We start from the raw sequence: 13,811 nt of genomic DNA, 5'->3' as shown, positions 1-13,811 counted from the left end.
CTACTCCGCCATCTTCGCTTCGGTGATGCCGTCCTCGGCCGCAGCACTCGCCATGGCCGCGGCGCTGCGCTTTTCCTTCGACTGATCCCACCAGGCGTTGAAAGTCCCGACAATGCCCTTCGGCAGCAGCAACGTCACCAGGATGAACAATGCGCCCAGCATGAACAGCCAGTACGGCGCCAGCACGCCCGAGGTGAAAAACGTCTTGGCGTAGTTGACGACGACGGCGCCGAGCGCGGCGCCGACCAGCGTGCCGCGGCCGCCGACCGCGACCCAGATCACCGCCTCGATCGAATTGCCGGGCGCGAATTCGGAGGGATTGATGATGCCGACCTGCGGCACGTAGAGGGCGCCGGCGACGCCGGCCATGCAGGCCGACACCGTGAACACGAACAGCTTGTAGGATTCGACGCGGTAGCCGAGGAAGCGCGTGCGCGACTCCGCGTCACGCACCGCGATCAGCACTTTGCCGAGCTTGGAGGAGACGATCGCACGGCAGATCAGGAAACCTGCGATCAGTGCCAGACAGCTCAGCGCGAACAGCGCCGCGCGGGTGCCCTCCGCCTGGACATTGAAACCTAGGATGTCCTTGAAGTCGGTCAGGCCGTTGTTGCCGCCGAAGCCGAAATCGTTGCGGAAGAAGGCGAGCAGCAGCGCATAGGTCATCGCCTGCGTGATGATCGACAGATACACGCCGGTCACACGGGAGCGGAACGCGAGCCAGCCGAAGCAGAAGGCCAGCAGGCCGGGCACGAGCAGCACCATCAGCGCCGCGAACCAGAACATGTCGAAGCCGTACCAGGTCCAGGGCAGCTTCGAATAGTTCAGGAACACCATGAAGTCGGGCAGGATCGGATTGCCGTACACGCCGCGGGTGCCGATCTGCCGCATCAGATACATCCCCATCGCGTAGCCGCCAAGCGCGAAGAAGGCGCCGTGGCCTAGCGAGAGAATGCCGCAATAGCCCCAGATCAAATCGATCGAAAGCGCGAGGATCGCGTAGCAGACATATTTGCCCCAGAGCGCGACCAGATAAGTCGGCACCTGCAGGAACGAGCCCGCGGGCAGCAGCAAATTGGAGAGCGGGATGAGGATGCCGCAGGCCGCGACGACGGCAAGGAAGATCGTCGCGCTGCGGTCCAGCGATCGCGTCAGCATGTGAGGGGTCATGCTTCCACCGCACGGCCCTTGAGCGCGAACAGGCCGCGCGGGCGCTTTTGAATGAACAGGATGATGAGAACCAGGATGGCGATCTTGCCGAGCACGGCGCCGGCGACCGGCTCCAGGAACTTGTTGGCGATGCCGAGCGTGAAGGCGCCGACCAGCGTGCCCCAGAGATTGCCGACGCCGCCGAACACCACGACCATGAAGCTGTCGATGATGTAGCTCTGGCCGAGATTGGGGCTGACATTGTCGATCTGCGATAGCGCCACGCCGGCGATGCCGGCAATGCCGGAGCCGAGCCCGAAGGTCAGCGCGTCGACGCGCGAGGTGGCGATGCCCATCGAGGCCGCCATGCGGCGGTTCTGCGTCACCGCGCGCATCTCGAGGCCGAGCGCGGTGTAGCGCAGCATCGCGAGCAGGATCGCGAACACGGCGAGCGTGAACACGAGGATCCAGAGCCGGTTATAGGTGATGGTGATCTGGCCGAGCTCGAAGGCGCCGCTCATCCAGGAGGGATTGCCGACCTCGCGGTTGGTCGGGCCGAACATGGTGCGCACGGCCTGCTGCAGCACCAGCGACAGGCCCCAGGTCGCGAGCAGCGTCTCCAGCGGACGCCCGTAGAGGAAACGGATGATGCTGCGCTCGATCAGCACGCCGATCGCGCCGGCGACGACAAAGGCCAGCGGCACCGCGATCAATAGCGAATAGTCGAACAGGCCGGGATAGCGGGTGCGGATCACCTCCTGCACCGCGAAGGTGGTGTAGGCCCCGATCATCACCATCTCGCCATGCGCCATGTTGATCACGCCCATCACGCCGAATGTGATGGCGAGCCCGATCGCGGCGAGCAGCAGCACCGAGCCGAGCGAGAGGCCGTACCAGGCATTCTGCACCATGGACCAGACCGCGAGCGAGCTCTGGATCGAGCCGATCGCGCTCGCGGCAGCCTTGGTCACCGACGCCGGCTGGTCGCCCATGCCTGTGAGCAGGGCCAGTGCCTCTTGGTCGCCGCGCCCTTTGAGGGTGGCCACCGCCTCCAGCTTCTCGACTTCGGTGGCGTCCGACTTGAACAGCAGGATGGCCGCGCGGGCATCGCCGAGCGCAGCCTTGACGGATCTGTTGGTTTCCTTGGCGAGCGCACCGTCGACCGCCTCGAGCGCGGTCTCCTCATGCGACTTGAAGACGGATTGCGCTGCCTGGAGCCGCGTCCCGACGTCCGGCGACTGGAGCGTCAGGCTGCCCAGCGCGGCGTCGACGCTGCGGCGCAGGCGGTTGTTGAGACGGACCGCGCTCGCGCTGTCGGGAACGCTGGCCACCGCCTGGCCGGTCGCGGCATCGATCGACTTGCCGTCGGTGCCGGTGACGTAAACCTTCTTGCTGTCGAGGTCGGCCATCAGGCGGCCGTCCTGAAGCGCACTGATGATGGGGAAAGCCAGCGGATTGCCGCTGCTTGCGATCACGCCGATCGCCTCGTCCGTATCGGAATAATCATCGTTGGCGAATTTGGCGACCGCATCCTCGAACGGACCGGCGAGGGCCGGCAGCGCGAACACGATCAGGAACAACGAGAGCGCAAGCGAGCAGAGGCGCGCGGACAAATGGGCTGGCACTGTGAATGACCCCGGCAGAAATGAGTGGAGAAGGCGGCGGGATCGCCGCCTTCTCCGGGCGTGCTATGGCGTGTCAGATCCGGATCAGGAGCCCGAACCGAGGCACTTGTTGGTCTTGGTGTTGAAGTTGCCGCACTTCTTGCCAACCCAGTCGCCGACCAGGTCCTTGGAGCCGTCGAGCTCCTTCGACCAGGCATCGCCCGCGACGAGTCCCGGGGTCTTCCAGACCACGTCGAACTGGCCGTTGCCCTTGATCTCGCCGATGAACACCGGCTTGGTGATGTGGTGGTTCGGCAGCATCTTCGACACGCCGCCGGTCAGGTTCTTGGCTTCGATGCCCGGGAGAGCGTCGATCACCTTGTCCGGATCAGTCGACTTCACCTTCTCGACCGCCTTGACCCACATGTCGAAGCCGATCACGTGCGCTTCCATCGGATCGTTGGTCACGCGCTTCGGGTTCTTGGTGTAGGCCTGCCATGCCTTGATGAACTTCTCGTTCTCCGGCGACTTGATCGACTGGAAGTAGTTCCAGGCGGCAAGATGGCCGACCAGCGGCTTGGTGTCGATGCCGGCGAGCTCTTCTTCACCCACCGAGAACGCAACGACCGGGATGTCCTTCGCCTTGATGCCCTGGTTGCCGAGCTCCTTGTAGAAGGGAACATTGGCGTCGCCGTTGATGGTCGAGACCACCGCGGTCTTCTTGCCGGCCGAGCCGAACTTCTTGATGTCGGCCACGATCGTCTGCCAGTCGGAGTGACCGAACGGCGTGTAGTTGATCATGATGTCTTCCTGGGCGACACCCTTCGACTTCAGATAGGCTTCCAGGATCTTGTTGGTGGTGCGCGGATAGACGTAGTCGGTGCCCGCGAGCACCCAGCGCTTCACCTTCTCGTCCTTCATCAGGTAGTCGACGGCGGGGATCGCCTGCTGGTTAGGTGCCGCACCCGTGTAGAACACGTTGCGCTCGCTCTCCTCACCCTCGTACTGCACGGGGTAGAACAGGATGTTGTTCAGCTCCTTGAAGACGGGCAGCACCGACTTGCGCGACACCGAGGTCCAGCAGCCGAACACGACCGAGACCTTATCCTTGGTGATCAGCTCGCGCGCCTTTTCGGCGAACAGCGGCCAGTTTGACGCGGGGTCGACGACAACGGCCTCGAGCTTCTTGCCGAGAACGCCGCCCTTCTTGTTCTGTTCGTCGATCAGGAAAAGGATGGTGTCCTTCAGCGTGGTTTCGCTGATGGCCATGGTGCCGGACAGGGAGTGCAGCACGCCGACCTTGATGGTGTCATCCGCGGCCTTGGCGCCAGTCAATGAAGCCAGACCGAGCACCAGTCCGGCGGTCGCGGCGAGCACGCCGCGGCGGCTAAATGACGCCGCTATATCGTGAGTGGATTTGCTAAACATGAGTGTCTCATCTCCCTGACGCAGACGTGAAAAACGCTGCGAAACGGCCCCACGGCCGCCTGCGATTAACGGATTCGCAAGAACCATGCCATGGACTGAGCACCTGCCAACCAATTGGTTTTGCTAACAAAACTGCTAGAAATCAAAGTTTCCCGCCCCGGAACCAGCCCAAATCTTGAGCAATTCAAATGTATGCCAAAGCGGCAGGCTGGTCATTTTATAGGCAAAATGCCCGTTCTGGCTAAATTTCCGGCACAACTATTTCTGCACCGCAATCGCCATTTTGAGCGAGCTTGCCTTGAAAGCGCCCCCTCGATGTTCCATATGAGCGGCCGAGACCTCTTGCGAATCAAGCGGTCGTCGCGAGCCGCGTGTTCTTAAGCCCTTACGGGCCTCTGGCTTGCCCCATATCTCCCAAGCCATCCGACACCCCAAACACGCAGGTGTCTTCTCGACACCCTTTTGCGTGCGCCGCGCTGAATGCGCCGGGCGTTGCGCTTTTGACATGGAAAGAACCCCTCTTTTGACTTCGTTTCAGGACTTCGGCCTCGCCGAACCCATCGCGCGCGCTCTTCAAGAAGAGAATTACGTCACCCCCACCCCCATCCAGGCCCAGACCATTCCCACGGCGCTGACCGGCCGCGACGTCGTCGGTATCGCCCAGACCGGGACCGGTAAGACCGCGTCCTTCGCGCTGCCGATCCTGCACCGCCTGCTCGAGCACCGTATCAAGCCACAGCCCAAGACGACCCGCGTCCTGGTGTTGTCGCCGACCCGCGAGCTGTCCGGCCAGATCCTCGACAGCTTCAACGCCTATGGCCGCCACATCCGCCTGTCCTCGACGCTCGCCATCGGCGGCGTTCCGATGGGCCGCCAGGTCCGCTCGCTGATGCAGGGCGTCGAAGTGCTGGTCGCCACCCCCGGCCGCCTGCTCGACCTAGTGCAGAGCAACGGGCTGAAGCTCTCGAGCGTCGAATTCCTCGTGCTCGATGAAGCCGACCGCATGCTCGACATGGGCTTCATCAACGACATCCGCAAAATCGTCGCCAAGCTGCCGATCAAGCGGCAGACGCTGTTCTTCTCGGCCACCATGCCGAAGGACATCGCCGAGCTTGCAAACGCGATGCTGCGGGACCCCGCCCGCGTCGCGGTGACCCCGGTCTCCTCGACCGCCGAGCGCATCAATCAACGCATCGTCCAGGTCGATTTCTCCGCCAAGCCCGCCTTCCTCACCAAGCTTCTGAAGGACGAGCCCGTCAACCGCGCCCTGGTCTTCACCCGCACCAAGCACGGCGCGGACAAGGTGGTGAAGTCGCTCGAGAAGGCCGGCATCCCCGCAAGCGCCATCCACGGCAACAAGTCGCAGAACCATCGCGAACGGACTCTGGCCCAGTTCCGCTCGGGCGAGATCCGCACCCTGGTCGCCACCGACATCGCCGCCCGCGGCATCGACGTCGACGGCATCAGCCACGTCATCAATTTCGACCTGCCCAACGTACCGGAAACCTACGTCCACCGCATCGGCCGCACCGCGCGCGCCGGCGCCGACGGCACCGCGATCTCGCTGGTCGCGGGCGGCGAGGAACTCAGCTATCTCCGCGACATCGAACGGCTGATCAAGGTGGCACTGCCGCGCGAAGATCTCCGCACCGACGCCGGTCGCCGCGATGCGGGTCCTCCCGCGCCGCAGCAACGACAGGGCCGCGGAGGCCGCCCGGGCCAGCGTCCGCAAGGCGCAAGGCATGGCGAGGGACGCCACGGGGACGGGCGTCGTAGCGACGAACGACACTCCGACGGACGCCACCATAGCGCCGGCAAGCACGGCGATGGACGCCCCGGTGAAGGCCGACATGGCGGCGAAGCGCGACATGCTGACGGGCGGCCCGGCAATGGCCCGAAGGGCTCAAAGGGGTCTCGTCGTCCACGCTCTGGCGGGAAGACGCATTCTTCTGCAGGCAGCCGTCCAGAACAGCGTTCCACGCATAGCGCCGGGGCAGCTGATGGGATACAAGGCGTTGCCTTTTTGCGCCGTGAGAGTCGGCCGAACGGCCAACCGAACCGCAAACCCTATTCGCACTAGCCGTCCACGACCTGGAGAAATTCATGGCTAAGGAAGAGCTGATCCAGTTCGAAGGACTGGTCACCGAAATCCTCCCCGACGCACGCTACCGCGTGCAGCTCGACGCCGGACACGAGATCGTCGCCTATACCGCCGGCAAGATGAAGAAGAACCGCATCAAGACGCTGGCAGGCGACCGCGTGACGGTGGAGATGTCGCCCTATGACCTCGAGAAGGGCCGGCTGATTTTCCGCCACAAGGACGAGCGTCCCAGCGGGGTGGGTGGACCACCTCGTCCGGGCCAGCGCGGCGGTCAGTTCCGCCGTCGCTAGGCGCCTGAGCGGAACTAAGATTCCGACCTTTATGTGGATCCGCCGCGGACATCGCGGCGGATCAAAAAATCGTGCATGTCCGGATTGTTTTGAGGCCTCAATTCCGATAAAATGAATTTATCGATTTTCGGCCGGACGACATTAGCATCCACCGGTACAGCCGGTTCAGACACGCTGACGACCCTTCCAAAAATTCGATCTAACCGGCCTGCGCAAGCAGGCTCTAACATTGTGTTATCTGAGAAGGGACTATCCCCGTGAGCATGGGAACCGTGAAGTGGTTTAACGCGACCAAGGGCTTCGGCTTCATTCAGCCCGACGACGGCGGCCAGGACGTGTTCGTCCACATCAGCGCTGTGGAGCGTGCGGGCCTTGGCACGCTGCGTGAAGGCCAGAAGCTTTCCTACGAGATCGTGGCCGACCGCCGTTCCGGCAAGTCGGCAGCGGACAACCTCCGCTCTGAAGGCTGAGCCGCCGGGCGCTTGGCCCGATCGGCTCGCAAGCCAAAGACAACAAGAAGGCCGTGCGCGACGCACGGCCTTTTTCATTTTAGCGCCTGCTCGCGGATGTCAGCACGTCGATTGGTTGTTGTTATCTGGATAGGGATAGGGGACGCAGGCGACCTGGCGCGGCCGGGTGTAGGACACATCGCCCAAGGGTATGCTCGACTTCAACACATAGCCCACGGAAGGCGTGTAAGTGTAGCTCGCCTCGCTGAGTATGAGGTAGGTCGACGGAATCAACAGCGACGCAGGAATCATGCTGGTGACCTTGTCGCCGGGCTTGCGGGCCGAGGTCGCCAGCGTCGCTTGCGTCGCACCGCTCGCAATGGTCCCGGCCCTGCTCCACTGGATCGTGGCAATGCTGTTGGCATCGATCTGGATCTGGGAGACCGTACCCTTCACCAGGGTAGCGTCGTAGGGCATGATGACCGAGATGCTCGCCGTGAACGTATCCTTCATGTCGGCATCGGTGAGCTTGACCGACTGCGATGCCAAATCGGACAGAGCCCGCGCGATCAATGTGACCTTGCGATCTATCGCCACGGCCGACGAGAACTCGACAGTGCCGAAGAACATCACCAGCATCAGCGGGACGATGACCGCAAATTCCGTCGCCGCGAGCGCGCGCTTGTCGGCGGCGAAGTCGCGCACGGAACAACGTGCATTCCGCCAGATATTCACAATCGCCTGCATCGGTCCGCTCGGATCCATCTGTCTCAGAAGGGTTCGTTCTTGAAGGCCATGGTCGCCACCATCAGCCGTTTGTTGCTGCACCCGATATTGTAACCGAGGCCGGTGACGATGAGCGGCCACTGATAGAACAGCCGCACCACGACCACTTGGCCGGAGGTCCCGGCACTGTACTGCATGCCGGCCGGGTTGAAATTGCAGGAATCGCCGTAGTTCGTCAGGCTTAGCGACCCGAAGGAGCTGGTGCTCACGACGTCGACGTAGAGCTTGCTGCAATCAAACAGCGCCGGGATCTGCGTGCACACATAGGCCTTGAACGTCGTCTGGTCGCACGCCATGACCACGTTGGGCGTGGTCTGACAGGCCGCCACCGAACCGCCCTGCGCTTGCGCCTGGCCGGTCAGAATCGCGCGCGCGGAATTTTGCGTGATGGTCTCGAGCACCTGGCTCGCGAAGAACATGAGCGCCGTTTCGATGATGGCGAACAGCAGCCCGAAGAACATCGGTGCGACCAGGGCGAATTCGACGGCCGCGGAACCGCGGCGGTTGCCGCAAAACCGGCCTAGCGCTTTCCGGAGTGTGAATCTCGAAGGTGCAGGCGATGGCATCGCGTCAAATTCCCCAGCAACGGGCGATCAACTGTCCCGTTCAATAGCGGAAACTGATTGTCTAAGTGTTTCAGGCGATCCGCAGCCGGCGGACCGGGCCGTTAAGAATGCGTTAACCAGCAGCGCCCCCAGCCCGCGGAAAGCGCGGCGCGGGCGCAGAGCCCTCTGCCTCGTATCCGCAAAGCGAGCCTGGCGGGATGCAGGCCGGGCAAACCCGCCGATCAGTGCCGCTAATTGGACTTGGGCGGACCGCCGCCACCACCGCTGGCGCTGGCGCTCAGCGAGCCGGCCTGGCTCATCGTGTTGTTGAAATAGGTGTCGCTGTCGCCGAGCGTCACGCGACGCTGGCAAAGCGGCACGCAACTGTAGGACTCGCGCTCGATCCCGCGATAAACGGTGACGAGCCGGTCGCTCGGACCTTCGACCTGGATCTGGCGATCGACCAGAATCTCGCCGGCCCTGTCGAGCGCGATGAAATTGGTGGCACCATAGCCCTTGCCGGTCACGACGATCATGCCGCCGGGCTGGAGCGTGACGTCGGCGATCAGGGGATTGCCGACCACGATGGTCGCCACTTTGCCGGGCAGCCGCACCAGCTTTGCCTGGTCGACATTGACCGCGATGGTGTCGGCGGTGGGGTCGGCAAAGCCGGCGGCCGGCGATGCCAGCACCGCGGCCGCAACCAGAAGACAAACGCGCGCCCGACGGCGCAGCAATTCTTTACGCATACTCTTACCCCCGGGACGTCACAAACCGGCAGAAGCGACTCGATACGGCGGAGCCAGTGCCCGACCCGGCTAACCTGCCCTTAATTCGTGAACGTTCCGCAAACTCGCCGACTATTGTTTGAACAGACTGGCGTTTTCCCGCCTTCGAGGCTAGCGGCGGAACGGATAGGCGAACTGGCCCGCGATCTCCTTCGGCATGGTCGCTTCGTCCTTGCCGTAATCCTGCGGCAGTTTACCCTCGGGCATACGGAAGGTGCCGAACAGAACATCCCAGATCGGGAACGTGCCGGCAAAATTGGTGTCGCCGCCCTCCTTGAGCGAGGTGTGGTGCCAGCGGTGGAACACCGGCGTCGCCAGCAAATATTTGAACGGCCCGAAGCTCCAATTCAGGTTGGCGTGCACGAAGGCCGAATGGAAGGTCGTGAACGGGGAGAGCCAGACCATCGCGTTCGGGGAAATGCCGGCCATCAGCAGCACGACGTCGACGCCGATCGTGCCGAGCACGAGATTGACGGGATGGAAGCGGGCCGCCGAAATCCAGCTTATCTCCTCCGAGGAGTGATGGATCGCGTGGTACTTCCAGAACCCGCCGCCGTGGAACAGCCGGTGCAACCAATACAGCATGAGGTCGGACAGGATCAGGAACAACACAGCCTGGACCCAGAGCGGCATTAACGACAGCGGGCCGTGGCCATTGTCATAGAAGGCGATGAGTTCGTCGGCGTCGTGGATGTTGAAGACGAGGCTCGCGCCGACGATCAGAAGTCCGATCCGCATGGTGCGGGCGAACACCGGAACGAAGAACCAGTAGCAGATGTCGGTGATGATCTCGCGCTTGCGCCACCACGGCGCGCCGGCATTGCAGGCCCAGAAATGTTCGAGCACGGTGAAGACCGCCGCGAGCGCGAAGGTGATGGGAATCACCTTGACGATGGTCTCGCCGAGCATCAGGGCGACTTGCATGGGCAGGCTCGACATCGTCGCCTCTCTTGCGAATTCCAGCTCAGTTACGCCTACGCCGCTAAATTTAAGGGAGCGTGAAGCCAGGCGCCGCGCCGACGGTACATCCGGAACCGGAACGAATTACAGGCGCCGCCTTAAGACGAAATTCACTCTGGGCCAAAGCATCGCGCCGCAAGCGGGTTTGCCCGATCGAATTAACTCTACCGAAAGAGCTCGGCTCTCATGGTCATCGGGTCAAAGACGGCGCCGAACGAGGCGATCCCCACCCCAGATGGAGTTATGTTCATGAAGAACTTGATTGCACGTTTCGCGAAGGATGAATCCGGCGCCACCGCCATCGAATACGGCCTGATCGCCGCCGGCATCGCGCTGGCCATCATCACCGTCGTCAACAACCTCGGCACCACGCTGAACGCCAAGTTCACCTCGATCAGCAGCTCGCTGAAGTAAGCAACCGACGAACGACGGCAAAAGCCCCGGATCTCCGGGGCCTTTGTTATTCCGAAGACGGCGAGTTCCAGTGGCGTTGCGTAAGTACAGAACCGATGCCGCGATCGCGGCAAACGAGACAGCGGCGGCACAGGCCGGCTCGCCGGTCTATTGGGTCTGCCTTGCGCTGCTGCTTGCGACGGCCGCGCTCGCCGCGCGCATTGCCAGCCTCTGGTGACGACGCTTTCCGCGGCTTCAACCTCGCGCGCTCTTGCTGCCGTTGTCGGTTTGTTTAGCACTGCCGGCTAGCATCGCCCCGACGCCAGTTTCCGCGGCAAACCCAGGCCTCAAGACGCAGCCCATGATCCTCGACCTTGCGCGCCTTCTGCTCTTCCCGGCCCTGATGGCGTTTGCTGCCGCGAGCGATCTCCTCACGATGACGATCTCGAACCGGGTGTCGCTGGCGCTGGTCGCCGGCTTCTTCGCGCTTGCCCTCGCCGGTGGCATGGCACCTTACGAGATGCTCAGTCATGTCGGCGCCGGCGCGCTTCTTTTGGTCATCGCCTTCACCTGCTTTGCGATGGGCTGGGTCGGCGGCGGCGACGCCAAGGTCGCGGCCTCCGTCGCACTCTGGTTCGGCTTCGCACAACTGATGAACTTCCTGCTCTACGCCTCGCTTTTCGGCGGGGCGCTGACGCTGCTCCTGCTCCAGTTCCGGCAATGGCCGCTGCCCTACGGGCTGGCGGGCCAGGCCTGGCTCGCCCGGCTGCATGCCAAGGAGAGCGGGATCCCCTACGGCATCGCGCTCGCACTGAGTGCGCTGATGGTCTACCCGGAGACCGAATGGGTGAAGGCGATTGATCTCGCTCACCTCGCGCTGCGCTGAACACAACGGGTAAACCCGGCGTTAAGGCGATTTAGATACGCCTCATTAACCATGCTTTGACGAATAGCTGGTCAACTGCCGATTACGGCGGCGGCAGCGTCGCGGCGTTTTGTTGGAAAGTGAAGCGTATGAATAGGGCACGCATTGTCGTCCTGGCGGTCGCCATCTGCGCCGGCGGTGTCGCCGCGTACCTGGCGAGCGGCTCGGACAATTCTGCGCCGCCTCCGGCCCCGGTTGCGCAGCTTCCGACCGTCGACGTCCTCGTTGCCAAGAACGACATCGGTCTCGGCCAGACCGTGAAGCCGGAAGATTTGCAATGGCAAACCTGGCCGGCCGCGACCGCCAGCGCCACCTTCATCCGCCGCAACGAGCGTCCCGAGGGCGTGACCCAGGTGACCGGTTCGATCGCGCGCGCGCCGTTCATTCAGGGTGAGCCGATCCGCGACCAGAAGCTGGTCAAGGCCGAGGGCTCCGGATTCATGGCGGCCATCCTGCCCAGCGGCATGCGGGCCATCTCGACCGAAATCTCGCCGGAGACCGGCGCAGGCGGCTTCATCCTGCCCAATGACCGCGTCGATGTCCTGCTCACGCGCCGCCTCAAGAACCCGGACCAGGCCGCCGGAGGCCAGGACGTCATCACGTCCGAGATCATCCTGGTCAATGTGCGCGTCCTCGCCATCGACCAGGCCCCGAAGGAGAAGGACGGCCAGAACGCCGTGGTCGGCAAGACCGTGACCCTGGAACTCACTTCCGCACAGACCCAGGCGCTTTCTTCGGCCCGTCAGGCCGGAACGCTCTCGCTGGCGCTGCGCAGCATTGCCGACGTCAAGATGAGCGAGATCACGCTCGACGAATCCGCCCAGAAGCGCGACGGCGTCTCGATCATTCGCTACGGCATTCCGAGCTCGACGGCGAAAGCACGATGAGGACAGGCGACATGAAATGCAGGGCAGATATAGCGACGATGCGAACCTCCATGGTCCGCGCCCTGTCGTTTTCGGCCGCCTTCGCGCTGGCATTCAACCCGGTGCTGAGCCCCGTGGTCGCCGCCGACTATCGCCCCGGCGCGCCGGTCGCTGCCGACGGTCAGATGAACGCCCGCTTCCTCTCGCTCGGCATCGGCAAGTCCGTGGTGATCGACCTTCCGCGCGACATCAAGGACGTGCTGGTCGCTGACCCCAAGATCGCCAATGCGGTGGTCCGCTCGGCGCAGCGCGCCTACATCATCGGCGCCGCGCTCGGCCAGACCAACATCGTGTTCTTCGATTCTGCAGGCCAGCAGATCGCGGCCTATGACATCGCGGTCAAGCGCGACCTCAACGGTGTGCGGGCGGCGCTGAAGCAGGTCCTGCCGAATTCAGACATCCAGATCGACGGACTCGGCGACGGCATCGTCCTGACCGGCACGGCGGCGAACCCGATGGAAGCGCAGCAGGCCAACGACCTCGCCGCGCGCCTGGCCGGCGGCGCCGACAAGGTGGTGAACTCGATCGTGGTCCGCGGCCGCGACCAGGTCATGCTCAAGGTGACGGTGGCCGAAGTCCAGCGCAACATCGTCAAGCAGCTCGGCATCGACCTGACCGCGAACCTCAACTACGGCACGTCGGTGGTGAGCTTCTCCAACTCGAATCCGTTCACCGCTCTCGGCCACAACCTCGTGGACGGCAACAATCTGACCACGAAGTTCGGCGCGGCGCCGTCGGTGCAGGCCACCCTGCGCGCGATGGAAACCGCTGGCGTGATCCGCACGCTGGCCGAACCGAACCTGACCGCGATCTCTGGTGAATCGGCAACGTTCATCGCCGGCGGCGAATTCCCGGTGCCGGCGGGCTATGCTTGCGATCCCACCACGCATGTCTGTACCACCCAGATCAGCTTCAAGAAGTTCGGCATCTCGCTCAATTTCACACCCGTGGTGCTGAGCGAAGGCAAGATCAGCCTGCGGGTGATGACCGAGGTCTCGGAGCTGTCGAACGAGAATGCGATCACGCTGTCGCAGGCCGTGACCTCGACGTCGGTGAACTCGGTGACGGTGCCCTCGATCAGGACCCGCCGTGCCGAGACCTCGCTGGAAATTCCCTCCGGCGGCGCGATGGCGATGGCCGGCCTGATCCAGCAGCAGACCAAGCAGGCAGTCAGCGGATTGCCGGGACTGATGCAGCTCCCGGTCCTCGGCACGCTGTTCCGCAGCCGCGACTTCGTCAACAACGCGACCGAGTTGGTCGTGATCGTGACGCCTTATGTCGTTCGCGCGGTGGCGCCAAAGGACCTGTCGCGGCCGGATGACGGCTTCGCCCCGCCTGCGGATCCACAGGCCCAGCTGCTTGGCAATATCAACCGCATCTACGGCGTGCCCGGCCGGACCGAACCGGCCAAGAACTACCGCGGCACCTACGGCTTCATCACCGACTGAGGCGGAACGGGGACTTCAC

The 13,811-nt window shown here is 63.4% G+C and carries 15 protein-coding genes; 8 read left to right on the top strand and 7 right to left on the bottom strand.

Going from position 1 to position 13,811, the window contains the following annotated elements:
• From urtC to urtA, 3 genes are all read right to left on the bottom strand, one after another.
• Complete coding sequence (urtC, locus tag RAD04_RS04020; protein ID WP_461622745.1) at positions 1-1,170, bottom strand: urea ABC transporter permease subunit UrtC; 1,170 nt, start codon at positions 1,168-1,170, stop codon at positions 1-3.
• The gene (urtB, locus tag RAD04_RS04015) at positions 1,167-2,774 is read right to left on the bottom strand and encodes an urea ABC transporter permease subunit UrtB (RefSeq protein ID WP_461622744.1); all 1,608 of its coding nucleotides are present in this window, start codon (positions 2,772-2,774) and stop codon (positions 1,167-1,169) included. Before urtB ends, urtC begins: the two co-directional genes overlap by 4 nt.
• A gap of 84 nt (positions 2,775-2,858) precedes the next feature.
• Entirely contained in the window at positions 2,859-4,181 is a 1,323-nt protein-coding gene (gene urtA, locus RAD04_RS04010) for an urea ABC transporter substrate-binding protein (protein ID WP_026202068.1), read from the bottom strand.
• Positions 4,182-4,686: 505 nt separating this feature from the next.
• Between urtA and RAD04_RS04005 the strand changes: the two genes are divergently transcribed.
• From RAD04_RS04005 to RAD04_RS03995, 3 genes are all read left to right on the top strand, one after another.
• A complete protein-coding gene (locus RAD04_RS04005) occupies positions 4,687-6,261 on the top strand; it encodes a DEAD/DEAH box helicase (RefSeq protein ID WP_461622743.1) in 1,575 nt (524 codons plus the stop codon).
• A 23-nt stretch (positions 6,262-6,284) separates the two neighbouring features.
• Positions 6,285-6,572 carry a translation initiation factor IF-1 gene (infA, locus tag RAD04_RS04000; protein ID WP_008131890.1) on the top strand — a complete coding sequence of 96 codons (288 nt, stop codon included), beginning with the start codon at positions 6,285-6,287 and terminating at the stop codon, positions 6,570-6,572.
• Positions 6,573-6,829: 257 nt separating this feature from the next.
• Positions 6,830-7,042: a cold-shock protein gene (locus RAD04_RS03995; protein WP_028142093.1), complete on the top strand. Its 213-nt coding sequence runs from the start codon at positions 6,830-6,832 to the stop codon at positions 7,040-7,042.
• 99 nt (positions 7,043-7,141) lie between these two features.
• Here the strand turns inward: RAD04_RS03995 and RAD04_RS03990 are convergent, their stop codons facing one another.
• From RAD04_RS03990 to RAD04_RS03975, 4 genes are all read right to left on the bottom strand, one after another.
• Entirely contained in the window at positions 7,142-7,768 is a 627-nt protein-coding gene (locus RAD04_RS03990; RefSeq protein WP_461622742.1) for a TadE/TadG family type IV pilus assembly protein, read from the bottom strand.
• 23 nt (positions 7,769-7,791) lie between these two features.
• Positions 7,792-8,373, bottom strand: a complete 582-nt coding sequence (locus RAD04_RS03985; protein ID WP_461622741.1) for a TadE/TadG family type IV pilus assembly protein — start codon at positions 8,371-8,373, stop codon at positions 7,792-7,794.
• Between the two features lie 230 nt (positions 8,374-8,603).
• Entirely contained in the window at positions 8,604-9,101 is a 498-nt protein-coding gene (locus tag RAD04_RS03980) for a pilus assembly protein N-terminal domain-containing protein (protein ID WP_461622740.1), read from the bottom strand.
• A gap of 150 nt (positions 9,102-9,251) precedes the next feature.
• Complete coding sequence (locus RAD04_RS03975) at positions 9,252-10,079, bottom strand: sterol desaturase family protein (protein WP_461622739.1); 828 nt, start codon at positions 10,077-10,079, stop codon at positions 9,252-9,254.
• A gap of 270 nt (positions 10,080-10,349) precedes the next feature.
• Here RAD04_RS03975 and RAD04_RS03970 point away from each other — a divergent pair, with 270 nt between their 5' ends.
• From RAD04_RS03970 to RAD04_RS03950, 5 genes are all read left to right on the top strand, one after another.
• On the top strand, positions 10,350-10,514 hold the full coding sequence (locus RAD04_RS03970) for a Flp family type IVb pilin (protein ID WP_007599783.1): 165 nt from the start codon (positions 10,350-10,352) through the stop codon (positions 10,512-10,514).
• 76 nt (positions 10,515-10,590) lie between these two features.
• Complete coding sequence (locus tag RAD04_RS03965) at positions 10,591-10,731, top strand: hypothetical protein (protein WP_461623192.1); 141 nt, start codon at positions 10,591-10,593, stop codon at positions 10,729-10,731.
• 123 nt (positions 10,732-10,854) lie between these two features.
• Positions 10,855-11,379 carry an A24 family peptidase gene (locus RAD04_RS03960; protein WP_461622738.1) on the top strand — a complete coding sequence of 175 codons (525 nt, stop codon included), beginning with the start codon at positions 10,855-10,857 and terminating at the stop codon, positions 11,377-11,379.
• A 128-nt stretch (positions 11,380-11,507) separates the two neighbouring features.
• Positions 11,508-12,305, top strand: coding sequence for a Flp pilus assembly protein CpaB (gene cpaB, locus RAD04_RS03955; RefSeq protein WP_461622737.1), 798 nt, complete (start codon positions 11,508-11,510; stop codon positions 12,303-12,305).
• Between the two features lie 11 nt (positions 12,306-12,316).
• Entirely contained in the window at positions 12,317-13,792 is a 1,476-nt protein-coding gene (locus RAD04_RS03950; protein ID WP_461622736.1) for a type II and III secretion system protein family protein, read from the top strand.
• Positions 13,793-13,811 lie beyond the last annotated feature (19 nt).

It is taken from the genome of Bradyrhizobium sp. 25ACV (genome assembly GCF_054863005.1).
This window is presented reverse-complemented; position numbering and strand designations above follow the sequence as displayed.

Excerpts from the sequence above, each read along its gene's own strand:
- urtA (WP_026202068.1), bottom strand. The coding sequence starts at position 4,181 with ATGTTTAGCAAATCCACTCACGATATAGCGGCGTCATTTAGCCGCCGC.
- RAD04_RS03970 (WP_007599783.1), top strand. The coding sequence starts at position 10,350 with ATGAAGAACTTGATTGCACGTTTCGCGAAGGATGAATCCGGCGCCACC.
- RAD04_RS04005 (WP_461622743.1), top strand. The coding sequence starts at position 4,687 with ATGGAAAGAACCCCTCTTTTGACTTCGTTTCAGGACTTCGGCCTCGCC.
- urtC (WP_461622745.1), bottom strand. The coding sequence starts at position 1,170 with ATGACCCCTCACATGCTGACGCGATCGCTGGACCGCAGCGCGACGATC.
- RAD04_RS03960 (WP_461622738.1), top strand. The coding sequence starts at position 10,855 with ATGATCCTCGACCTTGCGCGCCTTCTGCTCTTCCCGGCCCTGATGGCG.
- RAD04_RS03975 (WP_461622739.1), bottom strand. The coding sequence starts at position 10,079 with ATGTCGAGCCTGCCCATGCAAGTCGCCCTGATGCTCGGCGAGACCATC.
- RAD04_RS03990 (WP_461622742.1), bottom strand. The coding sequence starts at position 7,768 with ATGCAGGCGATTGTGAATATCTGGCGGAATGCACGTTGTTCCGTGCGC.
- RAD04_RS03985 (WP_461622741.1), bottom strand. The coding sequence starts at position 8,373 with ATGCCATCGCCTGCACCTTCGAGATTCACACTCCGGAAAGCGCTAGGC.
- cpaB (WP_461622737.1), top strand. The coding sequence starts at position 11,508 with ATGAATAGGGCACGCATTGTCGTCCTGGCGGTCGCCATCTGCGCCGGC.
- RAD04_RS03980 (WP_461622740.1), bottom strand. The coding sequence starts at position 9,101 with ATGCGTAAAGAATTGCTGCGCCGTCGGGCGCGCGTTTGTCTTCTGGTT.
- RAD04_RS03950 (WP_461622736.1), top strand. The coding sequence starts at position 12,317 with ATGAAATGCAGGGCAGATATAGCGACGATGCGAACCTCCATGGTCCGC.
- infA (WP_008131890.1), top strand. The coding sequence starts at position 6,285 with ATGGCTAAGGAAGAGCTGATCCAGTTCGAAGGACTGGTCACCGAAATC.